This is a genomic window from Burkholderia sp. AU33803 (assembly GCF_002223095.1).
In the GTDB taxonomy this organism is placed as follows: domain Bacteria; phylum Pseudomonadota; class Gammaproteobacteria; order Burkholderiales; family Burkholderiaceae; genus Burkholderia.
This window is the reverse complement of sequence record NZ_NKFJ01000003.1, coordinates 163506-185143: the sequence shown is the minus strand read 5'-3', so window position 1 is coordinate 185143 and position 21638 is coordinate 163506. Positions and strand designations below refer to the sequence as shown.

The 21638-nt window shown below is 67.2% G+C and carries 22 protein-coding genes; 12 read left to right on the top strand and 10 right to left on the bottom strand.

Annotation, left to right across the window (positions count from 1 at the left end):
• Positions 1–24 precede the first annotated feature (24 nt).
• Positions 25–369, bottom strand: a complete 345-nt coding sequence (locus CFB41_RS02270) for an MmcQ/YjbR family DNA-binding protein (RefSeq protein ID WP_089455512.1) — start codon at positions 367–369, stop codon at positions 25–27.
• An 81-nt stretch (positions 370–450) separates the two neighbouring features.
• The gene (locus CFB41_RS02265) at positions 451–1755 is read right to left on the bottom strand and encodes an MFS transporter (RefSeq protein ID WP_089455511.1); all 1305 of its coding nucleotides are present in this window, start codon (positions 1753–1755) and stop codon (positions 451–453) included.
• Positions 1756–1948: 193 nt separating this feature from the next.
• Here CFB41_RS02265 and gcvA point away from each other — a divergent pair, with 193 nt between their 5' ends.
• The 3 genes from gcvA to ettA all read left to right on the top strand — a co-directional run bounded on the left by gcvA (position 1949) and on the right by ettA (position 5127).
• A complete protein-coding gene (gcvA, locus tag CFB41_RS02260; RefSeq protein ID WP_069247023.1) occupies positions 1949–2866 on the top strand; it encodes a transcriptional regulator GcvA in 918 nt (305 codons plus the stop codon).
• A gap of 80 nt (positions 2867–2946) precedes the next feature.
• A complete protein-coding gene (locus tag CFB41_RS02255; protein ID WP_089455510.1) occupies positions 2947–3255 on the top strand; it encodes a DUF3761 domain-containing protein in 309 nt (102 codons plus the stop codon).
• A gap of 204 nt (positions 3256–3459) precedes the next feature.
• Positions 3460–5127, top strand: coding sequence for an energy-dependent translational throttle protein EttA (gene ettA, locus CFB41_RS02250; protein ID WP_089439125.1), 1668 nt, complete (start codon positions 3460–3462; stop codon positions 5125–5127).
• Between the two features lie 137 nt (positions 5128–5264).
• Here the strand turns inward: ettA and CFB41_RS02245 are convergent, their stop codons facing one another.
• From CFB41_RS02245 to CFB41_RS02230, 4 genes are read right to left on the bottom strand one after another with little or no spacing between them, the layout of a single operon-like run.
• Positions 5265–5888, bottom strand: a complete 624-nt coding sequence (locus CFB41_RS02245) for an HAD family hydrolase (RefSeq protein ID WP_089455509.1) — start codon at positions 5886–5888, stop codon at positions 5265–5267.
• On the bottom strand, positions 5885–6436 hold the full coding sequence (locus tag CFB41_RS02240; RefSeq protein WP_089455508.1) for a cysteine hydrolase family protein: 552 nt from the start codon (positions 6434–6436) through the stop codon (positions 5885–5887). The genes CFB41_RS02245 and CFB41_RS02240 overlap by 4 nt, the downstream gene beginning before the upstream one ends.
• A 55-nt stretch (positions 6437–6491) precedes the next feature.
• Positions 6492–8306 carry an aminopeptidase P family protein gene (locus CFB41_RS02235; protein ID WP_089455527.1) on the bottom strand — a complete coding sequence of 605 codons (1815 nt, stop codon included), beginning with the start codon at positions 8304–8306 and terminating at the stop codon, positions 6492–6494.
• A gap of 18 nt (positions 8307–8324) precedes the next feature.
• Complete coding sequence (locus tag CFB41_RS02230) at positions 8325–8579, bottom strand: hypothetical protein (protein WP_039352130.1); 255 nt, start codon at positions 8577–8579, stop codon at positions 8325–8327.
• Positions 8580–8750: 171 nt separating this feature from the next.
• Here CFB41_RS02230 and CFB41_RS02225 point away from each other — a divergent pair, with 171 nt between their 5' ends.
• The 7 genes from CFB41_RS02225 (at position 8751) to CFB41_RS02195 (ending at position 14849) form a co-directional block, all read left to right on the top strand.
• Positions 8751–9515, top strand: a complete 765-nt coding sequence (locus CFB41_RS02225; RefSeq protein WP_089430538.1) for a response regulator transcription factor — start codon at positions 8751–8753, stop codon at positions 9513–9515.
• Between the two features lie 26 nt (positions 9516–9541).
• Complete coding sequence (gene hemA / locus CFB41_RS02220; RefSeq protein WP_089455507.1) at positions 9542–10840, top strand: glutamyl-tRNA reductase; 1299 nt, start codon at positions 9542–9544, stop codon at positions 10838–10840.
• A gap of 82 nt (positions 10841–10922) precedes the next feature.
• The gene (prfA, locus tag CFB41_RS02215; protein ID WP_039352121.1) at positions 10923–12005 is read left to right on the top strand and encodes a peptide chain release factor 1; all 1083 of its coding nucleotides are present in this window, start codon (positions 10923–10925) and stop codon (positions 12003–12005) included.
• 7 nt (positions 12006–12012) lie between these two features.
• Positions 12013–12855, top strand: a complete 843-nt coding sequence (gene prmC / locus CFB41_RS02210) for a peptide chain release factor N(5)-glutamine methyltransferase (protein WP_089455506.1) — start codon at positions 12013–12015, stop codon at positions 12853–12855.
• 67 nt (positions 12856–12922) lie between these two features.
• Entirely contained in the window at positions 12923–13234 is a 312-nt protein-coding gene (gene grxD, locus CFB41_RS02205) for a Grx4 family monothiol glutaredoxin (RefSeq protein ID WP_006477066.1), read from the top strand.
• 16 nt (positions 13235–13250) lie between these two features.
• Positions 13251–13847, top strand: a complete 597-nt coding sequence (locus CFB41_RS02200) for a UbiX family flavin prenyltransferase (RefSeq protein WP_089455505.1) — start codon at positions 13251–13253, stop codon at positions 13845–13847.
• 210 nt (positions 13848–14057) lie between these two features.
• Positions 14058–14849 carry a class III extradiol ring-cleavage dioxygenase gene (locus CFB41_RS02195; protein ID WP_089455504.1) on the top strand — a complete coding sequence of 264 codons (792 nt, stop codon included), beginning with the start codon at positions 14058–14060 and terminating at the stop codon, positions 14847–14849.
• Positions 14850–14961: 112 nt separating this feature from the next.
• Here CFB41_RS02195 and CFB41_RS02190 read toward each other — a convergent pair whose 3' ends face one another.
• A complete protein-coding gene (locus tag CFB41_RS02190) occupies positions 14962–16560 on the bottom strand; it encodes an APC family permease (protein ID WP_089439118.1) in 1599 nt (532 codons plus the stop codon).
• 420 nt (positions 16561–16980) lie between these two features.
• Here CFB41_RS02190 and CFB41_RS02180 point away from each other — a divergent pair, with 420 nt between their 5' ends.
• Positions 16981–17184 carry a cold-shock protein gene (locus CFB41_RS02180; protein WP_006477070.1) on the top strand — a complete coding sequence of 68 codons (204 nt, stop codon included), beginning with the start codon at positions 16981–16983 and terminating at the stop codon, positions 17182–17184.
• A gap of 98 nt (positions 17185–17282) precedes the next feature.
• Here CFB41_RS02180 and CFB41_RS02175 read toward each other — a convergent pair whose 3' ends face one another.
• The 3 genes from CFB41_RS02175 to CFB41_RS02165 form a co-directional block, all read right to left on the bottom strand.
• The gene (locus CFB41_RS02175) at positions 17283–18533 is read right to left on the bottom strand and encodes an Hsp70 family protein (RefSeq protein ID WP_089455503.1); all 1251 of its coding nucleotides are present in this window, start codon (positions 18531–18533) and stop codon (positions 17283–17285) included.
• Positions 18534–18720: 187 nt separating this feature from the next.
• Positions 18721–19326: a nitroreductase family protein gene (locus CFB41_RS02170; protein ID WP_089439116.1), complete on the bottom strand. Its 606-nt coding sequence runs from the start codon at positions 19324–19326 to the stop codon at positions 18721–18723.
• 164 nt (positions 19327–19490) lie between these two features.
• Complete coding sequence (locus CFB41_RS02165; RefSeq protein WP_089455502.1) at positions 19491–20774, bottom strand: MFS transporter; 1284 nt, start codon at positions 20772–20774, stop codon at positions 19491–19493.
• Between the two features lie 219 nt (positions 20775–20993).
• Here CFB41_RS02165 and CFB41_RS02160 point away from each other — a divergent pair, with 219 nt between their 5' ends.
• Positions 20994–21614 (top strand): TetR/AcrR family transcriptional regulator, encoded by a 621-nt coding sequence (locus CFB41_RS02160; RefSeq protein WP_089455525.1) that lies wholly within the window; start codon positions 20994–20996, stop codon positions 21612–21614.
• The last annotated feature ends 24 nt before the right edge of the window (positions 21615–21638 follow it).

Sequence of the window (21638 nt, the reverse complement as noted above, 5' to 3'; positions counted from 1 at the left end):
CAGTCAGTCGCAACCGGCGGCGCGTCAGCGCGTGCCGTTCGCCATCTCGTCACGCCATTTGGCGGGGACGACGGCCTGCCATTCTCGCAGAAGCAGGTTTTTCACGGCGTCCGGATGGGCCGCCGACAGTCGCACCAGCACGATCGGCCAGCCGACGTAGTGATCCGTCACGTAATACACGTCAGGTTCCGATTCGATCAGCCACGCGCGCTCATCGGGGCCGATGCCTTTCACGACGAGCGTGTCGCCGTCCTCGCGCAGCCGCGCGAGCATCTTGCCCTTCACCTTGAGTGCGGGCGTGCCGTAAGACGTGCCTTCCTCGACGCCGCGCCACGCCAGTGCGATCTGCCGGACTTCGTCGAATGTCACGGGGCCTCCCGGCTGGATGCCTTCGGTTCACGATCCGGCCACCCTACCGGAATTCGCGAAGCCGTGCCGTGGGCAGTGCGCTTATCCGCGCGCCGCACGCGTGGCCGTCGACGCACGCCCCGTCGTCGCGACGATCGCGAAGGCGATCGCGTTCGCGGCGGCACTGGCCAGGATCGGTACGAGATAGCCGCCGCCCGCGTCGTAGATGAAGCCGGCCGCGGTCGGCCCGATCAGCGTGCCGAATGCGACGCTCGTATAAAGCACGCCGATGATCCCGCTCACGTTGCGGCCGCCGAAATAGTCCATCACTACCGCGGGCAGCACCGCGACCCAGCCGCCGTAGAACACGCCGAAGACGAGTGCGAACGCGGCAAGCGTGGCGACGGTGCCGGCGCCGGCCCACGCGACGAGCGCGACGGCCATGCCCGCGAACATCGCGAGCAGCGATGTGCGGCGGCCGAAACGGTCGGCGAGGCCGCCGAGGAAGAAGCGGCCGGCCGTGCTGCCGACGCCGATCGCGCCGAGCAGCAGCACGGCCGTCGATGACGAGACGCCATGATCGAGCGCGTACGGCACGAGATGAACGAACGGGACGAACACGCCGAACGAGCAGATGAGGCATGCCGCGTAGAGGCTCGCGAACGGACGCGACGTGACCGCTTCGCGCACCGTCGCGCCGGCTGCCGGCTTGCGACTCGCGGCCGCACCGGACACCGAAGGCCCCGCATTGCGCATGGCGACTTTCGCGCCGCCGGCCTGGACGGGCTCATGCGCCGCCTCCCCGTCCGGCAGCAACCCCCGTCCGCGCGGATCGTTCTCGATCAGCAACGCCATCCCCGCACCGATCACGACCGCGATCACGGACAGCGTGAAATACGCGCCGCGCCAGCCGACATGCGCGATCAGCGCGGACGCGAGCGGCGGCATCACCAGCGTACCGACGCCGATTCCCGCGACCGCGAGCCCCGACGCGAAGCCGCGCCGGCGCACGAACCAGCGCTGCACGGCGCCGACAGCCGGCACGTACGCGCAGCCGACGCCGAGACCGACACCGAGCCCGTACGCGACATAGACCTGCACCAGCGTATGCGCGGCGCCCGCAGCCGCGAGCCCGATGCCCGTCAGCAGCATCCCGGCGACGGTGAGCTGCCGCGAGCCGAAGCGGTCGGCCAGCGGCCCGCTGACGATGCCGAAACCGAAATACAGGAAGCCGGCGAGCGAAAACACGAGCGAGATCTGTCCGCGCGACGCGGCGAAATCCCGCTGCAGCGACTCGACGAAGGCGCTGAACGTGTAGGCGCTGCCGAAACCGACGAACGTGACGGCAAACGCGGCCGCCACCACGTACCAGCCGTAGAAAACGCGCGATGCGCCCGGGCGGTTCATGACGATGCTCCTCTCAGGTTCCCCCGGCCGCCGGGCGGCGTCCGGGTTGCCTCGTGGATATAGTTGAACTATGTTGATCGCACCGGCTGCCGACAGGCAGTCGCAAAGCATGCGATCCGATGCGTCAACGGTACTCGCGCGTACGCATCGTCTCAAACGATATTTCGTCGGACTTTCGATTTAGAAAAACTGAATGAATCGTTCCCGCTTGCCGCCTCTCAACCCGCTGCGCGCATTCGAAGCGGCCGCCCGCCACCTGTCGGTGAAGGCGGCTGCCGAGGAGCTGTCGGTCACGCCCGGCGCGGTAAGCCAGATGATCCGCACGCTCGAGACGCACCTCGGCGTACAGCTGTTCGAGCGCGTCAACCGCGGCATCCTGCTCACGGCCGCCGGCCGCGACTACCTGCCGCCGGTGCGCAACGCGTTCCGGCAGATCGCCGATGCGTCGCAGCGCGTGTCGGGCGCCGCCGACAGCGGCGTTCTGACGGTGAGCGTCACACCGTTCTTCGCATCCGCGTGGCTCGTCCCGCGCCTCGCGCAATTCCGCGAGGCTTGCCCGGACGTCGACCTGCAGGTGGTCACGAGCCACGCACTGGCGGATTTCTCGCGCGACGGTGTAGACGTCGCGATCCGTCATGGCCTCGGGCGCTACATCGGGCTGTGCAGCGAGCGCCTGCTGACGGTGGAGATCGTCGCGCTCGCGTCGCCCGAACTCGTCGCGCGGCTCGGCATGCCGGCGACGCCGGCCGAGCTCGTCGGCTGGCCGCAGTTGCACGACGCCGAGCGCAAGGGCTGGCACATCTGGTTCGGCGCGCAGCGGATCGACGATTTCGGCCCGCCGCGCGGCCCCGCGTTCGACGACTCGGGCCTGTTGCTGCAGGCGATCGTCGCCGGCCAGGGCGCCGGGCTGCTGCCGGCCGCGATGGTGCGCGGCGAGCTGGCAAGCGGCCGGCTCGTACAGCTCGCCGACGTCGCGTGGCTCGACGATTTCGCGTACTACCTCGTCTATCCGCCGCACCACGCGGAACGGCCAAAGGTTGCCGCCTTTCGCCGATGGATCCTCGACGCCGCACTGGCCGACGGCGCGGCATCGATGTCCGGCGCGGCGTAGCGCCCTCCGTCACGGCGCGCCTCTTCTGCCGATCGGCTAACATGCGGCCCGGCACCGATAACAACAGACCGAGAGAGACCATGCCCGCCCTGCTCCGCCGCGCGACACGCATTGCGACGCTGTCCGCCGCATTTTTCGTCGCGTGCGCCGTGCTGTCCGTTCCGGCCCACGCGTACCGCGCACCGACCGGCTACGGCAACGAAGCCGATCTCGACCGCCACGACACGTACCGCAACCGCGACGGCGAAACCGTGCACGCCCCCGCGCATTCGAAATCAGGCCGCGTGCCCGACGGCGCGAGCGCGCGCTGTCGCGACGGCACGTACAGCTTCAGCCGCCACCGGCGCGGCACGTGCTCGGGGCACGGCGGCGTTGCCGCGTGGCTGTAGCCTCGGCCGAATGGCCAATCCGCACCGCTGCAGCCACCCGCCGCTGTCAGCGACACTCGGCGGCGAAGTACAATAGGCGCTCGCGCCGCCCGCACGCGGCGACGCCGCCGCGCCTTGCGCGGCACGCTCCGTACCGAATCACCCGACGCCGCCACGCCCGCGCGCTGCGCGGCAGTCTCAACCACTTCTGAATTTCACACCGAAATGGCCCAATACGTTTTCACGATGAACCGGGTCGGCAAGATCGTGCCGCCCAAGCGCCAGATCCTGAAGGACATCTCGCTGTCGTTCTTTCCCGGCGCGAAGATCGGCGTGCTCGGCCTGAACGGCTCGGGCAAGTCGACGCTGATCCGCATCATGGCGGGCGTCGACAAGGACATCGAAGGCGAAGCCACGCCGATGCCGAACCTGAACATCGGCTACCTGCCGCAGGAACCGCAGCTCGACCCGACGAAGACGGTGCGCGAAGCCGTCGAGGAAGGCCTCGGCGACCTGTTCCAGGCCAACAAGAAGCTCGAGGAAATCTACGCGGCGTACGCAGAGCCGGACGCCGACTTCGATGCGCTCGCGGCCGAGCAGGCGAAGTACGAAGCGATCCTCGCGTCGAGCGACGGCGGCAGCCCCGAGCAGCAGCTCGAAGTGGCCGCCGACGCCCTGCGCCTGCCGCCGTGGGACGCCAGGATCGAACACCTGTCGGGCGGAGAAAAGCGCCGCGTCGCGCTGTGCAAGCTGCTGCTCGAAAAACCCGACATGCTGCTGCTCGACGAACCGACCAACCACCTCGACGCCGAATCGGTCGACTGGCTCGAGCAGTTCCTGGTGCGCTTCCCGGGCACCGTCGTCGCGGTCACCCACGATCGCTACTTCCTCGACAACGCAGCCGAGTGGATTCTCGAACTCGACCGCGGCCACGGCATTCCGTGGAAGGGCAACTACAGCAGCTGGCTCGACCAGAAGGAAGAGCGCCTGAAGCAGGAAGAAGCGTCGGAATCGGCGCGCCAGAAGGCGATCAAGAAGGAACTGGAGTGGGTGCGCCAGAACCCGAAGGGCCGCCAGGCGAAGTCGAAGGCCCGTATCGCGCGCTTCGAGGAGCTGAGCAGCCAGGAATACCAGAAGCGCAACGAAACGCAGGAAATCTTCATTCCGGCCGGCGAACGCCTCGGCAATGAAGTGATCGAGTTCAAGAACGTCAGCAAGTCGTTCGGCGACCGCCTGCTGATCGACAATCTGAGCTTCAAGATCCCGGCCGGCGCGATCGTCGGCATCATCGGCCCGAACGGCGCCGGCAAGTCGACGCTGTTCAAGATGCTGACCGGCAAGGAACAGCCGGATTCGGGCGAAGTCGTGATGGGCCCGACCGTGAAGCTCGCTTACGTCGACCAGAGCCGCGACGCGCTCGACGGGTCGAAGACGGTGTTCGAGGAAATCTCGGGCGGCGCCGACGTGCTGACGGTGGGCAAGTACGAAACGCCGTCGCGCGCGTACATCGGCCGCTTCAACTTCAAGGGCGGCGACCAGCAGAAGATCGTCGGCAACCTGTCCGGCGGTGAACGCGGTCGGCTGCACCTCGCGAAGACGCTGATCTCGGGCGGCAACGTGCTGCTGCTGGACGAACCGTCAAACGATCTCGACGTCGAAACGCTGCGCGCGCTGGAAGACGCACTGCTCGAATTCGCGGGCTCGGTGATGGTGATCTCGCACGATCGCTGGTTCCTCGACCGGATCGCGACGCACATCCTCGCGTTCGAAGGCGATTCGCAGGTCACGTTCTTCGACGGCAACTACCAGGAATACGAAGCCGACAAGCGTGCCCGCCTCGGCGAAGAAGCCGCGAAGCCGAAGCGCCTGCGCTACAAGCCGATCAGCCGCTGACCGGCACGACCTGGGTGCCCGGCGCCGCGGCAACGCGGGGCCGTTCGCCGAGGGTAGCCGCTTCAGGAAGCGTCACAACAAAAAAGCGGGCCACTGGCCCGCTTTTTCTATCCGATGGCGGGCTGCTCGCCCGCCGCTTACGCGAGCGCGCCCAGTTCGCGCAGCCGCGCCTCGGTCGTCGCCGCACTCGTGTGATGAATGCCGTGCCAGCCGAGCGCCGTCGCGGCCGCGGCGTTCTTCGCGTTGTCGTCGATGAATACGAGTTCGTGCGGCGCGATGCCCGGCAGGTGCGGTTCGATCCGCGCATGCATCTCGCGGTAGATTGCCGGATCGGGCTTCACGAGCTTCACTCGGCCCGACACGACGATCTCCTTGAAACGCCGCAGCACCGGGAAGTTGTCCCACGCATACGGGAATGTCTGCGCGGACCAGTTCGTCAGCCCGAACAGCGGCATCCCCTGCGCTTCAAGTCGATCGACGAGCGCGGCGCCTTCGTCGAGCACACCGCCGATCATTTCGTGCCAGCGCGCGTAGAACGCGCGGATCAGCGCCTCGTGCTCCGGAAACTTCGCGACGAGCTCGGCCGTGCCTTCCTCGATCGTCTGCCCGCCGTCCTGGCGGATCACCCAGTCCATCGCGCACACGTGCGTGAGAAACCAGCGACGCTGCGCGTCGTCGGGAATCAGCTCCCGGTAAAGGTACTCCGGGCTCCAGTCGATCAGCACGCCGCCGAAATCGAACACCACGGCCTTGATCGTCATGCGAACTCCGTCGAAAGGACGTCCGCGAGCGGCCGCGGCGTCACCGGGTTGCCCGACAGCGAATTGTTTTGCCATACGAAGTGATGGTGCGCGACGATCTGCGCGGCCGACAGGTGCGTGCGCTCGTTCGTCGTGTGCAGATCGGACACGACCGTCGTCCGGTAGCCGAGCAGCGCCGCGCGGCGCGCGGCCGAATCGACGCAGAACTCGGTCGCATAACCGCAGATCAGCACCGAACGGATGCCGTGGCGGTCGAGTTGCGCCGCAAGCGGCGTGTCGTGAAACGAATCGCTCACCTGCTTGCGCACGCGCCAGTCGTCGTTCCCGACGACCAGCCCCGCATGCAGCTCCCAGCCCGGCGTGCCGGGCACGATGTCGTCGTCCGCATCGCCGTCGTGCTGCACGAAGCACACGGGCGCGTTCGCCGCGCGCGCCGCCGCCGTCAGCCGGTTGATGCCCGATACCACGTCGTCGAGCCGGTAAGCGGGCCGCGCCCGCTCCACCAGCCCGCGCTGCATGTCGACCACGATCACTGCGGTGTCCGCCATTGCCTGCCCTCGGTTGTGTCGTTCGGCCGTTGTACGGCCGTGATCGCGTGTTGTGTCAGATCGGCTGCGTGCGCGCGACGAGCCACGCCTTCGCATCGCCGCTCAGGTGCCGGCCGACACGCTCGCGCACCGTCGCGTGATACGTGTTCAGCCATGCGCGCTCGTCGTCGTGCAGCATCTCGATCAGCACGCAGCGCGTGTCGATCGGGCACAGCGTCAGCGTCTCGAATGCGAGGAAATCGCCGAATTCCGTTTGCCCGGCCGCGCGGTTCACGACCAGGTTCTCGATCCGGATACCCCACTGGCCGGGACGATAGACGCCCGGCTCGATCGACGTGATCATCCCCTCTTCCATCGCCGTGTGCGGCTCGGCCGGCGCGTAGTGCGAGATCACCTGCGGGCCTTCGTGCACGTTCAGGAAGTAGCCGACGCCATGCCCCGTGCCGTGGCCGTAGTCGAGCCCGGCCGCCCACATCGGTGCGCGCGCGATCGCGTCGAGCATCGGCGAGCGGATGCCGCGCGGGAAGCGGGCGCGCGACAGCGCCATCATCGACTTCAGCACGATCGTGAAATCGCGCCGCTGCAGGTCGCTGACGGTACCGACCGGCACGACACGCGTGATGTCGGTCGTGCCCGTCACGTACTGGCCGCCCGAATCGATCAGCAGCAGGCCGTCGCCGGCGATCGTCGCGTGCGAGGCCGGCGTCGCGTGGTAGTGCGGCATCGCGCCGTTCGCGTTGAAGCCTGCAATCGTCGCGAAGCTTGCCGACACGTAGCCGGGGCGCCGTGCGCGGGCGGCCGTGAGCTTTTCCTCGATCGTCAGCTCGGTGATCGTCTCGCGGTTCACCGCCTGCTCGAACCACGTGAAGAACTCCGCGAGCGCGGCGCCGTCGTGTTCCATCGTCACGCGCACGTGCTCGATCTCGGCGGACGTCTTGCGCGACTTCGCGAACGTCGACGGATTCACGGCCTCGACGAGCTTCACGCCGGCCGGCACGGCCTCGAGCGTGCCGAACGTCACGCGGCGCGGGTCGATCAGCAGCGTCGCGCCGTCCGGCAGCGACGCGAGCGCCGCGCGCGCGGCGTCGTAGGCGCGAACGTCGACACCATCCTTCGCGAGCGACGCGGCCAGCGCCGGCGACACCTTGCCGTCGGCGACGAACAACGTCGCGCGATCAGTGCCGATCATTGCGTGCGCAACGAATACGGGATTGAAGTTGACGTCGGCGCCGCGCAGGTTGAACAGCCATGCGAGATCGTCGAGCGTCGAGACGAAATGCCATTGCGCACCCTGCGCGCACATCGCGCGGCGCACTTCGGCCAGCTTGCTCGCGCGCGTCGTGTCGGCCTGCGGCGCCGCGTGCTCGAACACCGCGTCGCCGGGCAGGCCCGGCCGCTCGGGCCAGATTGCATCGAGCAGGTCGAGATCGGTACGCAGCGCGATGCCGCGCGCATTCAGCGCGCCCGTCAGCCCGCGTGCGGCCGCGACGCCCAGCACGGCGCCGTCGACGCCGACCGTCGCACCGGCCGTCACGTTCTGCGCGAGCCAGTCGACGTGCGGCGCGCTCTGCTGCCCGCCCGTCATCTTCATCAGTTGCACGCCCGTGCCGGCCAGTTCGGCCTCGGCCTGCACCCAGTAGCGGCTGTCGACCCATAGCCCCGCGAAATCCGCGGTCACGACCAGCGTGCCGACCGAGCCCGTGAAGCCGGACAGCCAGCGGCGGGCCTGCCAGCGCTCCGGCAGATACTCGGACAGATGGGGATCGGCGGACGGCACGAGATAGGCGGCCAGGTCCTCGCGGGCCATGGCGCCACGCAGCAGCGCGAGGCGGGCCGGCACCGGCGAGACTTCGGGAAGACGGGCATTCATGATTTCACCTGAGAACATTCAGCGACGGGCCGACAGCGTAACCGTCACGGCTACGACGAGGAACGCGACACCGGTGCAGACCGGCCATTCGAGCGTCTCGCCATCGTAAAACAGTCCCGAGAGATTGCCGGCCATGCGGGCCGCGCCCGCGCCGACGATGCCGGCGAGCACCGCGATCCACCATGCCGGCCGGCCCGTGCGCCGCATCGGATGCAGCCATCGGCCGAACAGCCCGACGGCCGCTCCCAGGACAAGGATTCCAAACCAGTTCATTCGACGCCTTCTATAAATTCAGATTCGTCCCATAGGCGTGAACGTTGCCAGCGGCTAGCATCGATTCATCCATCGAACCCGAGACCAGCCGGGTGCCGCCAACATTCGAGTGTAGGGGCCGACTCGACGTTATGGCAAGCGCGCGCCGGCTGCCGTATTGAAGAAATTCTCATGCGAATCGCTCTGATCGATCCGGACGCGCGCCATGCCGCGCTCCTGAACCGCCTGCTCTTTGCGGGCGGTCATGTGTGCCATGCGTTTCCGTCCAGCGCGGCGTTGTTCGAGTGGCTCGCCACCGACAACACCTGCGACATGCTGATCACCGGCCACTGGGCCGGCGACCAGCCGGCCGAGGAAGTCATCCCGCGTGCGCAGACGGTCCTGCCGGGGCTGCCGGCCATCGCCGTGATGCTGCTGCCGCGCGAAAGCGAAATCGTATCGTGCCTGCACGCGGGCGCCGACGATTGCCTCGTACGCCCCGTGAGCGGGCCCGAGCTGCTTGCGCGCGTGAACGCGCTGAGCCGGCGTGCCGGCGTGCGCCGGCCACCCAACCGCTCGCGCGAAATGTATGGCGAATACGCGTTCGACGCCACGCACTGCCTCGTTCGCTTCGACGACGCAATCGTTTCACTCACGCCGAAGGAGTTCCGGTTCGCGCAGTTGCTGTTCACGAACCTGTCGCGGCCGGTGTCGCGCGCCCATATCCTCGAAACGGTGTGGGCGCGCCGCCGCGACATGAAGTCGCGCACGCTCGATACCCATGCGTCCCGGCTGCGCAGCAAGCTACGGCTGCTTCCGGAGCGCGGCTACCGGCTGCTGCCGCTCTACGGCTACGGCTATCAGCTCGACCGCGTGCCGATCGAGCCCCCAAATTCCCGGCCCCGCCACGCTGATGCCCGGTATGCAGCGAGTGAGGAAATCGCTGAAACGCTATAATATGGGGCTAAACGATAGCCCTCGATATGCAACTCCTCACGATCGGAATCAACCACCACACTGCGCCTGTCGCCTTGCGCGAACGCGTGGCGTTTCCGCTCGAGCAGATCAAGCCGGCTCTCGTCACGTTCAAGAACGTGTTTCTCGGCCCTCAGGCGCCCAATACGCCCGAAGCGGCGATCCTCTCCACCTGCAACCGCACCGAACTGTATTGCGCGACCGACGATCGCGCGGCACGCGAAGGCGCGATCCGCTGGCTGTCGGAGTATCACCGGATCCCGGTCGACGAACTCGCGCCGCACGTCTATGCGCTGCCGCAGTCGGAAGCGGTCCGGCACGCGTTTCGCGTCGCATCCGGCCTCGATTCGATGGTGCTCGGCGAAACGCAGATTCTGGGCCAGATGAAGGATGCCGTCCGCACCGCGACGGAAGCCGGCGCACTCGGCACCTATCTGAACCAGCTGTTCCAGCGCACCTTCGCGGTCGCGAAGGAAGTGCGCGGCACGACCGAAATCGGCACGCAGTCGGTGTCGATGGCCGCCGCCGCGGTGCGCCTCGCGCAACGGATCTTCGAAAAGGTGTCGGATCAGCGCGTGCTGTTCATCGGCGCCGGCGAAATGATCGAGCTGTGCGCGACGCACTTCGCCGCGCAAAGCCCGCGCGAACTCGTCGTCGCGAACCGCACGGCCGAACGCGGCCAGCGGCTCGCCGAACGCTTCAACGGCCGCGCGATGCCGCTCGCGGATCTGCCGACCCGCATGCACGAATTCGACATCATCGTGTCGTGCACAGCGTCGACGCTGCCGATCATCGGCCTCGGCGCAGTCGAGCGCGCGGTGAAGGCACGGCGCCACCGGCCGATCTTCATGGTCGACCTCGCGGTGCCGCGCGACATCGAGCCCGAAGTCGGCAAGCTGAAGGACGTGTTCCTCTACACCGTCGACGATCTCGGCGCGATCGTGCGCGAAGGCAATGCATCGCGCCAGGCCGCGGTCGCGCAGGCCGAAACGATCATCGAAACGCGCGTGCAGAATTTCATGCAATGGCTCGACACGCGCAGCGTCGTGCCGGTGATCCGTCACATGCATACGCAGGCCGACGCACTGCGCCGGGCCGAAGTCGACAAGGCGCAGAAGCTGCTCGCGCGCGGCGACGATCCGGCCGCCGTGCTCGAAGCGCTGTCGCAGGCGCTGACCAACAAGCTGATCCACGGCCCGACGAGCGCGCTCAACCGCGTGAACGGCGCCGATCGCGATTCGCTGATCGACCTGATGCGCGGCTTCTACCAGCACGCCCCGCGCTCGAACGACCAGTCCGGCCACTAGCGCCGGCCGATCGCCCTGCCGCCGGCCGCACGCCGGCCTATCCTTTCCGAATACCCCTTGCCCGGGAGCGCCGCTCCACACCATGAAGACGAGCATGCAACGCAAGCTCGACCAGCTGTCCACACGGCTGGCCGAACTGAACGACCTGCTGAGCCGCGAAAACGTCACGGCCGACCTCGACCAGTACCGCAAGCTCACGCGTGAACATGCGGAACTCGGCCCGGTGGTCGAACAGTACGCGCTGTGGCGCCAGTCGCGCAGCGACGAGACGGCTGCACAGGAACTGCTCGGCGATCTGTCGATGCGCGACTTCGCGGAAGACGAAATCCGCAGCGCGCGAGAAAGCATGGCCCGCCTCGAGACCGAGCTGCAGAAGATGCTGCTGCCGAAGGACCCGAACGACGACCGCAACATCTTCCTCGAAATCCGTGCGGGCACGGGCGGCGACGAATCGGCGCTGTTCGCGGGCGACCTGCTGCGCATGTACCTGCGCTTCGCGGAACGCCAGCGCTGGCAGGTCGAAATGATGTCGGAGAGCGCGTCGGATCTCGGCGGCTACAAGGAAGTGATCGTGCGGATCGCGGGCCAGGGTGCGTATTCGCGCCTGAAGTTCGAATCGGGCGGCCATCGCGTGCAGCGCGTGCCGGCCACCGAAACGCAGGGGCGCATCCACACGTCCGCGTGCACGGTCGCGGTGATGCCGGAAGCCGACGAAATCGGCGAGGTCGAGATCAATCCGGCCGACCTGCGGATCGACACGTTCCGCGCGTCCGGCGCGGGCGGCCAGCACATCAACAAGACCGATTCGGCGGTGCGCGTCACGCACATCCCGACCGGGATCGTCGTCGAGTGCCAGGACGACCGCTCGCAGCACAAGAACAAGGATCGCGCACTGAAGGTGCTCGCCGCGCGCATCAAGGACAAGCAGTATCACGAGCAGCACGCGAAGGAAGCCGCGACGCGCAAGAGCCTGATCGGCTCCGGTGACCGCTCGGAGCGGATCCGCACGTACAACTTCCCGCAGGGCCGGATGACCGACCACCGGATCAACCTGACGCTGTACCGGCTCGAGGCGCTCATGGACGGCGACCTCGACGAACTGATCAGCGCACTGGTCAGCGAACACCAGGCCGAACTGCTCGCGTCGCTCGGCGACGCCGACTGAGGCCGCGATGCCCGACACTTCCGCCGACGAACTGCTGCGCGCGTCGCCGCTCGACGCGGTCGATGCGCGCGTGTTGCTCGCGCACGCACTCGGCTGGACCCGCACGCAATTGATCACGCGCGGCGATGTGCCGCTCGACGCGGCCGCGGTCGAACGCTACCGCGCGCTCGAGGCGCGCCGTCTGGCCGGCGAGCCGGTCGCGCAGCTCGTCGGGATGCGCGAATTCTTCGGCCGGCCGTTCGACGTGACGCCCGACGTGCTGATTCCACGCCCTGAAACCGAACTGCTCGTCGAAGCCGCACTCGATGCGATCGACGGGCTGCCGCATCCGGCCGTGCTCGATCTCGGCACGGGCAGCGGCGCAATCGCCGTCTCGATCGCCGCAGAGCGTCCCGATGCGCGTGTGTGGGCGCTCGATCGCTCGCCGGCCGCCCTTGAGGTCGCACAGCGCAACGCAGGCAAGCTGCTCGACGCGCGCCGCCCCGGCGGCCCGCTGCACTGGCTGCAGAGCGACTGGTACGCGGCGCTCGATCCGGCACTCGCATTCGACGCGATCGTCAGCAACCCGCCTTACATCGCGCAGCACGATCCGCACCTCGAGCAAGGCGACCTGCGTTTCGAGCCGCGCGGCGCGCTCACCGACGATGCCGACGGCCTCAGCGCGATCCGCACGATCGTCGCGGGCGCCGGCTCTTATCTGAAACCGGGCGGCACGCTCTGGATCGAGCATGGCTACGACCAGGCCGAGGCCGTGCGCGCGGTGCTCGCCTCGCACGGCTTCGTCGCGGTCGAATCGCTCGCCGATCTGGCCGCCATCGAACGCACGACGGGCGGCCGCCTGCCGGGCTGATGCCCGGCCCGCCCGGTTGAAATCCGCTATCATTTCGATCTAACGCCCCGCAAACGCAAGGTCAGTCATGGACACCCAACAACGCATCAAGCAAATCGTCGACGAAAATCAGGTCGTGCTCTTCATGAAGGGCAACGCGCAATTCCCGATGTGCGGCTTTTCGGGCCGCGCCGTCCAGGTGCTGAAAGCCTGCGGCGTCGACCAGTTCAAGACGGTCAACGTCCTCGAAGACGACGAGATCCGCCAGGGCATCAAGGCATTCTCGAACTGGCCGACCATCCCGCAGCTCTACGTGAAGGGCGAATTCATCGGCGGCTCGGACATCATGATGGAGATGTACCAGTCGGGCGAACTGCAGCAACTGTTCGCCGCCGCGTAATACGCCCCTCCTTTCGATGGCATCTCCCAGCGCGCCGCCACGCCGGCTGATCGTCGCGATCACCGGCGCCACCGGCGCGATCTACGGCGTACGGCTGCTCGACCTGCTGCGCGCCGCCGGCGGCGTCGAAACGCACCTGCTGATTTCGAACGCCGGCTGGCTCAACATCCAGCACGAACTGAAGCTGTCGAAGGCCGATGTCGAAAACCGTGCGGACGTCGTGCATTCGGTGCGCGACGTCGGCGCGACGATCGCATCGGGGTCGTTCGCGACCGACGGCATGGTGATCGCGCCCTGCTCGATGAAGACGCTCGCGAGCGTCGCACACGGGCTGTCGGACAACCTCATCACGCGCGCAGCCGACGTCACGTTGAAGGAACGCCGCCGCCTCGTGCTGATGGTGCGCGAAACGCCGTTCAACCTCGCGCACCTGCGCAACATGACGGCCGTCACCGAAATGGGCGGCATCGTCTTCCCGCCGCTGCCCGCGTTCTACGCGATGCCGAAGACGATCGAGGAACTCGTCGACCAGACCGTCACGCGCGTGCTCGACCTGTTCGCGCTCAGCGCACCGCTGACGACGCCTTGGGCCGGTATCCGGCACGCGCAGTAAGCGAGCACCCCACGATCCATTCGTCGCACATCTACGCCGATTTTCACTGAAATTCATTCAATTGCGCGCATACGGCGCCCAACTGCCGTGAAGCGCACGACGCGGCCCAGATTATCAACCCACAAGCGTCAATCAAATTCGCAATCGCGGATTTATCAATATCCGGTGCGCGCCTATAGTCACAGGCAAATCCCTTTGCAGGCCACCACCATGAACCGCTTGCCTTCGCTCTACCTGTCCCACGGCGCCCCGACGCTGCCGATCGACCCGACGCTGCCGTCCGGCGCGTTCACGCACCTGGCGGCCGAATTGCCGCGCCCGCGCGCGGTACTGATGCTGTCCGCGCACTGGGGCACGCAGCGCCCTGTCGCCAGCACTGCCGCGCATCCGGAAACGATCCACGATTTCTACGGCTTTCCGCAGGCGCTGTACGACATCCGCTACCCGGCGCCCGGCGCGCCCGACGTCGCCGAGCGCGCGGCCGGGCTGCTGAATGCGGCCGGCATCGAGACCGCGACGACCGAGCACGGCCTCGACCACGGCGCGTGGGTGCCGATGCTGCTGATGTTCCCGGAAGCCGACGTGCCGGTGGCGCAGCTGTCGATCCAGCCGCGCGCGGATGCCGCCCACCACTTCGCGCTCGGCCGCGCGCTGCGACCGCTGCGCGACGAAGGCGTGATGGTGATCGGCTCCGGCCAGATCACGCACAACCTGCGCGCCGCCGATTTCGGTGCGGCACCGGAGGATGCAGACCCGCGCGTCACGGAATTCACCGACTGGTTCGAGGCGAAGCTGGCCGCGCGCGACGTCGACGCGCTGCTCGACTACCGCCGGCAGGCGCCGCACGCGGCGCTGATGCATCCGACCGACGAGCACCTGCTGCCGGTATTCACGGCGCTCGGCGCGGCGGACGACGACTACCAGCTCGGCATCCAGTCGCTCGGCACGTACCAGCGCGTGCTTGCGATGACGAACTACGTGTTCGCCGGCGCAGCCGCCTGAGCGGTCGCGCGGCCGCTGCCGGCCGCCCAACAAAAAACCCGCCCGAGCATCGCCCGGGCGGGTTTTTTTACGCTGCTTGCTGCCGCCGCCGAATCCGGCGACAGGTCACGCGTCAGGCACCGACCCCCTCGAGGATCTCGTCGTGCGATTCACGCTCGTCGAGATACTTGGTCCGGTAGCCGGTATTCACGCCCCAGAAGTAGAACACCAGCGAGATCGCCGCGACGACCAGCATGTCCCAGCCGTACGGCAGCACGCCGTGGCCGCCGAATTCCTTGCTGCCGATCAGCGACAGCACGGCCATCGTCGGCAGGTACGCGACCAGCCACCAGGCGGCTTTCAGGTCGTCACCCCAGCCGGTCCAGCCCGACTTCGCCTGGAAGTAGAAGTACACCGGCAGCGCGACGATCATCAGCAGGATGATCTCGCCCGTCAGCGGCCACTTCGCCCAGTACAGGATCAGCGACGCGCAGACGAATGCGAACGGGGCGATCAGCTTCATCAGCGGAATCGACAGCGGACGCTCGATGTCGGTCGCCGAACGGCGCAGTGCCATCAGGCTGATCGGGCCGGTCAGGTACGAAATCACCGTCGCCACCGAGATCACGGCCGCGAGCGAGCTCCAGCCGCGGAAGAAGAACAGGAAGACGAACGAGACCAGCAGGTTGAACCACATCGCCTGGCGCGGCACGCCGTAGATCGGGTGCACGTTGCCGAACATCTTCGGCATCGTGTTGTTGCGCTCCATCGCGTAGATCATGCGGGTGGTCGTCGCCATGTAGGTCGTACCGGTGCCGCTCGGGCTGATGAACGCGTCGACATACAGCAGGATCGCGAGCCAGTTCAGGTTCAGCGCGATCGCCAGTTCCGCGAACGGCGACGAGAAGTTGAAGTGCGCCCAGCCCTTCGCGACGTCGGCCGGATTCACCGAGCCGATATACGCCATTTGCAGCAGCACGTAGATGACGAGTGCAAGCAGGATCGACGTGATCACCGCGAACGGCACGCTGCGCGACGGGTTGCGCGCTTCACCGGCCAGGTTCACCGGGCTCTGGAAGCCGTTGAACGCGAACACGATGCCGCTCGTCGCGACCGCGGTCAGCACGGCCGACCAGCCGTACGGCGCGAAGCTCGCATTCGATGCGACGCCCAGGTTCTCCGAGTGGAAGCTCGTCAGCATCAGGCCGAGGATCGTGAGGCCGGGGATCAGGAACTTGAAGATCGTGATCGCGGTGTTCGCCCGCGCAAAGGCCTTGACGCCCCAGTAGTTCAGCATGAAGTAGACGACGACCAGCACGGCCGACAGCAGCAGGCCGAGCGTCTGTAATTCGCCGTTCACGAACAGGGCATGCGCCCACGGATACGGCCACGTGCTCATGTACTGGATCGATGCTTCAGCCTCGATCGGAATCACGGATACGATCGCGATCCAGTTCGCCCACGCACTGATGAAACCGACCAGCGAACCGTGCGAATAGCGCGCGTAGCGCACCATGCCGCCCGACTCGGGGAACATCGCGCCCAATTCCGCGTAAGTCAGTGCAATGGCGAGAATCACGACAGCGCCGATGATCCAGGCGCAGATCGCCGCCGGACCGGCAATCTTCGCGGCCTTCCAGGCGCCGAACAGCCAGCCCGAGCCGATAATCGAACCCAGCCCCGTCAGCATCAATGCAAACGGGCCGATGTTCCGTTGAATAGAACTCTTCACATCCTCTCCTGTGTCTCAAAAAGCATGGTCGGCTCGCCGTCCGGGATCGGCTCGGACGGCACCGCGCACGCAATTTTGGGGGGGCGTGTCACCCGATCGGGGCAACCCGTCCACGCGGCGCGTAGTTTAACGGTTGCACCTCAAACGTGGCGCCAAAATCGTTCGGCCCCTACAAAAAATTCGCATCGTTTGCAAGCTTTGTAAACCTGATCTCCGCAATAACCCTGAGTCCATGGAAATACGGTTGACCACGCGCTGGATAAGCCGTATAAAGGACTTCGCAGGATTTCAAGTGGCGAGTGAATTGGTTCTTTCGTAGTTCGCCCATCAACGGTACTCCGGTTGGTCCTATTACCCCTTCCTTGATTTTCCGCACCCCATGGGCCTCGGCCCCGTTTTATCTTTTTAGGAACAAGTAACATGGCAACCGGTACCGTCAAGTGGTTCAATGACGCAAAGGGCTTCGGCTTCATCACCCCGGAAGGCGGCGGCGACGATCTGTTCGCGCACTTCTCGGAAATCCGCGTCGAAGGCTTCAAGACGCTGCAAGAAAACCAGAAGGTTGAATTCGAAGTGAAGACGGGCCCGAAGGGTCTGCAAGCTGCGAACATCCGTCCGGTCTAAGCTTGGCGCGATAATTCGTGAAAAAAGCCCCGCTTCGGCGGGGCTTTTTGTTTTTCGGCGCCGCTCAAACGGCATGGCGGCCTTTCAGCCGCCCGCATTCAACCGAACAATCGCTGCGCGTGAATGCCGAGACCCGTCGCGACACTCGCGAGGCGGTCGCCGAACACCGGCTGCGCATCCGGGAATGCACCCGCGAGCGCGCCCGACAGGAACGCGAGCCCCGTCGAGCCGCCGGTGAAGTACAGGGCGCCGACATCGCGCGGCGCCACGCCCGCCAGCCGCACCGTCTCGCGCGCGGCGTCGACGATGCGTGCGGTGTCGTCGCGGCTCGCGTCGACGAGCCGGTCGGCATCGAATGCGATCTGCAGATCCTCTTCCACGTCGTTCAGGTCGATCATCGTCTCCCCACCCGCCGCGACGCCGATCTTCGCTTCTTCCGCACGCGCCATCAGCGCATGCCCGAGCCGCTGCTCGACCACGCTCGTGAGCCGGTCGTACTGCTGCACGTCCCGGTACAGGTGCTTCATCAGCTTCAGCTCGCCGAGCCGCTTCGGCGTGTAGACCGTGTTGATCAGGTGCCAGGTGGCGAGATCGAAGTAGATCTTGTTCGGCAGCTCGCGCCCTTCGGGGTCGAGCGAACGGTAGCCGAACGCGGGCAGGATCGCCGCCAGCTCGACACGCCGGTCGTAATCGGTGCCCGCGACGTGCACGCCGTGGTGGGCCAGCACGTCGTCCTTGCGCTCGAGCCGCGCCATCCGGTCGGGCCCGACGCGCACCAGCGAGAAGTCGGACGTGCCGCCGCCGATGTCGGCGACGAGCACGAGGCGCTCCGCCTGCTGGCGCGACTCGTAGTCGAACGCGGCCGCGATCGGTTCGTACTGGAATTGCACGTCCGTGAAGCCGACCGATCGCGCGGCGGCCTCGAGCTGGTCCTGGGCGAGGCGGTCGGCGCGCGGATCGTCGTCGACGAAGAACACCGGCCGGCCGAGCACCGCGCGGCCGATCGGCGCGCCCGCCCGGACTTCGGCCTTGCGCTTCAGGTGCGTCAGGAAGCGCGCGATGATTTCGGTGTACGCGATCGCGCTCCCGTCGCCGAGATCGGTCGTCGTTTCCGCGAGCGGCGAGCCGAGGATGCTCTTCATCGAGCGCATCAGCCGGCCGTCGAAACCGTCGATATAGGAAGCCAGCGCCGCACGGCCGTATTCGACCGTCTCTTCGTCGTTGTTGAAGAAGATCGCGGTGGGCAGCGTCAGGTGGTCGCCCTCGACGGGCGCGAGGCGCATGCCGTCGCCATCGGGCAGCGCCACGGCGGAATTGGACGTGCCGAAATCGATCGCGCAGTAAGTCATGGGAAGTTGCCGCAGCAGGGCCGGCGCGAAAACGGAAAGGACGGGCTTTTTAACATGAAGCCCGCGGGATCACAACCGGGCCGGCCACCAGTCCCGCGCAACGGGCCCGGCTGGCGGCGGCGCGCAACCTGGCGCGCCGGGGAGAGATGCGGGCGGGATGCGCGACGCAGCCCGTCCGCCACGCAGGTCAGGCTGCCGCGTCGAAGCCCTTCTTCCACGCGCCCGCGTAGACGACCTCGCCGATCGCATGGCGCGTGCGCGGCGCCTTCTCGCGATCGCGCAGCACCGGATCGAGCTTGTCGACGTTGCCGTAGTGACCGAGCGAGATGATTGCCGGAATCGCGACGTCGGCCGGAATCGCGAACGCATCGCGGAACGCCTTCGCGTCGAAGCCGCTCATCTGGTGGGCGGCCAGGCCCAGTGCGTGCGCCTGCAGCACCAGCGACATCGCGGCGGCGCCCGCGTCGTACAGCGCGGTGGGGGCCGGTTCGCCCTTCGGCGTGAGCGTGTGCGCGGTCACCGCGATCAGCACGGGCGCCGGCGCATTCCAGCCCTGGTTGAACGGCACCAGCGTCGCGAACGCGCGCTTGAATGCGTCTTCGTCCTGCGTGCGGTCGAATACGATGAAGCGCCACGGCTGCGCGTTGTAGGCAGACGGCGCCCAGCGGGCGGCTTCGAGCACCGCGTGCAGATCGCCGGCGCTGACGGCTTCATCCGAATACGCGCGCGGGCTCCAGCGGCCCGCGATCAGATCGTGAATCGAAACAGTGGTGGGAGCAGGTTTGACGGACATGCGGTTCCTCGCTGACATCGATGAAGGGGCGCGAACGCCTCGCGAACCGAAAGCATACCCGCTTGAGCCGATGCGCGCCCGATCCTCCCGCGCTATGCAAATCTCCGTGCGTGCATTGCCCGGCCATCCGTCGCGCGGCCGGCCGGGCCATCGGCTTGCCGCGCTCAGGCCGCCTGCGCGGCTGCCCGCGACGGGCCGCGGTTGATCCGCAGCACGATCAGCGCGCCGACGATGCACAGCCCGCCCGAGATCATCGACGCGATCGTGTAGGTGCCGAGGCTCGCGCGCAGCAGCCCCGCGCCGAGCGCCGCGAACGCCGCGCCGAGCTGGTGGCCGGCGACGATCCAGCCGAACACGACGGGCGCCGCGGCCTTGCCGAACACGTCGGTCGCGAGGCGTACGGTCGGCGGCACGGTCGCGATCCAGTCGAGCCCGTAGAACATCGCGAACAGCGGCAGACCGAAGAAATCGATCCCGAACGCATGCGGCAGGTAGATCAGCGACAGCCCGCGCAACCCGTAGTACCAGAACAACAACATGCGATTGTCGTAGCGGTCGGACAGCCAGCCCGACAGCGTCGTGCCGAACAGGTCGAACACGCCCATCGCCGCGAGCAGCGACGCGCCCTGCACTTCCGTCATCCCGTAGTCGCTGCACATCGCGATCAGGTGCGTGCCGACGTAACCGTTGGTGCTCGCGCCGCAGATGAAGAAGCTGAAGAACAGCAGCCAGAAATCGCGCGAACGGCTCGCCGTCAGCAGCGTGCGGAACGCGACCGTGAGCGGGTTCTCCTTCGCCCCCTCGGGCGCGGCCGGCGCATCGGCCGGCTCGCCGTACGGGCGCAGCTGCACGTCGGCCGGGCGCTCGGGCAACAGGAATGCAACCAGCGGAATCACGATCGCGGCCGCGACCGCGACGACCAGCACGACCGGCCGCCAGCCATGGCGCTGCGCGATCGCCGCGAGCATCGGCAGGAACACGAGCTGGCCGGTGGCCGTGCTCGCGGTCAGGATCCCCATCACGAGGCCGCGCCGCGCATGGAACCAGCGCGTGACGAAGGTCGCGGACAGCGTCAGCGCGACGACGCCCGTCGAGCAGCCGACCATCAGGCCCCAGATCACGACCATCTGCCAGCTCTGCGTCATCATCGACGACAGCGCGACGCCCACGCTCATCGTCACGAGCGCGGTGAGAATGGTCGGACGCAGCCCGAAGCGCTGCATCGCGGCGGCCGCGAACGGGCCCGTCAGTCCGTACAGCGCGATGTTCACCGAGATCGCCAGCGAAATCGCCGCGCGGCTCCAGCCGAGTTCGCGCTCGAGCGGCACCATCAGCACGCTCGGCGTCGCGCGCGTGCCGGCCGCCGCCAGCAAGATCAGGAATACCACCGCCGCCGCGAGCCATCCGTAGTGGAAGCGCCCGCCGATTCGTGTCACCGCCCAGTTCATCTTCGCGTTCTCCAGTTGGCGGCTCCGGTGCCTCCGCACCCGCGCCGCCCGCCCTGCCAGGCCACCTCCGCCGCACACTGCATCGGCTGACCCGGGCCGACGCTTGGCATTTGTCTGTCGATCCGGGCGGCTTTGTTACCGACCGGTCACAAGTGTGTTGCGATCGTAGTGACCAATCGGTAACATGTCAAGCAATCCAATATGCAGTCGAGGGTCATCATGTCGGGCATCGAGATCGCCAAACCGCTGCCGCGCCGCACGCGCCGGCCGATCGACGGCGCCACCGCGCAGGAGCACCTGCTACGCGCCGCCGAGGAGCTGTTTTACAGGGAAGGCGTTCGGACGGTGGGCGTCGAGGCGGTCGTGGAGCGCGCGGGCGTCAACAAGATGAGCCTGTATCGCCAGTTCTCGTCGAAGGACGAACTGATCCTCGCGTATCTGGAGCGGATGGATGCGTGCTTCTTCGACCGCTTCAACACGAGCGTCGCGAAGCGCCCGGGCCAGCCGAAAGCGCAGCTGATCCAGTATTTCGTCGATCTCGCCGAGCGCGCGACGCAGCAGGATTACCGCGGCTGCCCGTTCGTCAACGTCGCGGCCGAGTTCCCGGATGCGTCGCACCCGGCGCGCGAGCGCGTCGCGCAGAACAAGGAGCAGCTGATGAAGCGGCTCGTCGCGCTATGCGAAGCCGCCGGCGCGCGGCAGCCGCAGGCGCTCGCCGATTCGCTCGCGCTGGTGATCGAAGGCATCTACGCGGCAAGCCAGACCTACCGGCACGGCCAAACGCCGATCGGCGTAGCGCCCGCACTCGTCACGCAGTTGATCGAGGCCGCCTGCGCGTGACGGCGCGCCCGCTACAATGCGGTC

What these genes read in the sequence shown, in the direction of transcription:
- CFB41_RS02265 (WP_089455511.1), bottom strand. Translation starts at nt 1,755, where the DNA reads ATGAACCGCCCGGGCGCATCGCGCGTTTTCTACGGCTGGTACGTGGTG.
- gcvA (WP_069247023.1), top strand. Translation starts at nt 1,949, where the DNA reads ATGAATCGTTCCCGCTTGCCGCCTCTCAACCCGCTGCGCGCATTCGAA.
- CFB41_RS02255 (WP_089455510.1), top strand. Translation starts at nt 2,947, where the DNA reads ATGCCCGCCCTGCTCCGCCGCGCGACACGCATTGCGACGCTGTCCGCC.
- ettA (WP_089439125.1), top strand. Translation starts at nt 3,460, where the DNA reads ATGGCCCAATACGTTTTCACGATGAACCGGGTCGGCAAGATCGTGCCG.
- CFB41_RS02245 (WP_089455509.1), bottom strand. Translation starts at nt 5,888, where the DNA reads ATGACGATCAAGGCCGTGGTGTTCGATTTCGGCGGCGTGCTGATCGAC.
- CFB41_RS02240 (WP_089455508.1), bottom strand. Translation starts at nt 6,436, where the DNA reads ATGGCGGACACCGCAGTGATCGTGGTCGACATGCAGCGCGGGCTGGTG.
- CFB41_RS02235 (WP_089455527.1), bottom strand. Translation starts at nt 8,306, where the DNA reads ATGAATGCCCGTCTTCCCGAAGTCTCGCCGGTGCCGGCCCGCCTCGCG.
- CFB41_RS02230 (WP_039352130.1), bottom strand. Translation starts at nt 8,579, where the DNA reads ATGAACTGGTTTGGAATCCTTGTCCTGGGAGCGGCCGTCGGGCTGTTC.
- CFB41_RS02225 (WP_089430538.1), top strand. Translation starts at nt 8,751, where the DNA reads ATGCGAATCGCTCTGATCGATCCGGACGCGCGCCATGCCGCGCTCCTG.
- hemA (WP_089455507.1), top strand. Translation starts at nt 9,542, where the DNA reads ATGCAACTCCTCACGATCGGAATCAACCACCACACTGCGCCTGTCGCC.
- prfA (WP_039352121.1), top strand. Translation starts at nt 10,923, where the DNA reads ATGAAGACGAGCATGCAACGCAAGCTCGACCAGCTGTCCACACGGCTG.
- prmC (WP_089455506.1), top strand. Translation starts at nt 12,013, where the DNA reads ATGCCCGACACTTCCGCCGACGAACTGCTGCGCGCGTCGCCGCTCGAC.
- grxD (WP_006477066.1), top strand. Translation starts at nt 12,923, where the DNA reads ATGGACACCCAACAACGCATCAAGCAAATCGTCGACGAAAATCAGGTC.
- CFB41_RS02200 (WP_089455505.1), top strand. Translation starts at nt 13,251, where the DNA reads ATGGCATCTCCCAGCGCGCCGCCACGCCGGCTGATCGTCGCGATCACC.
- CFB41_RS02195 (WP_089455504.1), top strand. Translation starts at nt 14,058, where the DNA reads ATGAACCGCTTGCCTTCGCTCTACCTGTCCCACGGCGCCCCGACGCTG.
- CFB41_RS02180 (WP_006477070.1), top strand. Translation starts at nt 16,981, where the DNA reads ATGGCAACCGGTACCGTCAAGTGGTTCAATGACGCAAAGGGCTTCGGC.
- CFB41_RS02175 (WP_089455503.1), bottom strand. Translation starts at nt 18,533, where the DNA reads ATGACTTACTGCGCGATCGATTTCGGCACGTCCAATTCCGCCGTGGCG.
- CFB41_RS02170 (WP_089439116.1), bottom strand. Translation starts at nt 19,326, where the DNA reads ATGTCCGTCAAACCTGCTCCCACCACTGTTTCGATTCACGATCTGATC.
- CFB41_RS02165 (WP_089455502.1), bottom strand. Translation starts at nt 20,774, where the DNA reads ATGAACTGGGCGGTGACACGAATCGGCGGGCGCTTCCACTACGGATGG.
- CFB41_RS02160 (WP_089455525.1), top strand. Translation starts at nt 20,994, where the DNA reads ATGTCGGGCATCGAGATCGCCAAACCGCTGCCGCGCCGCACGCGCCGG.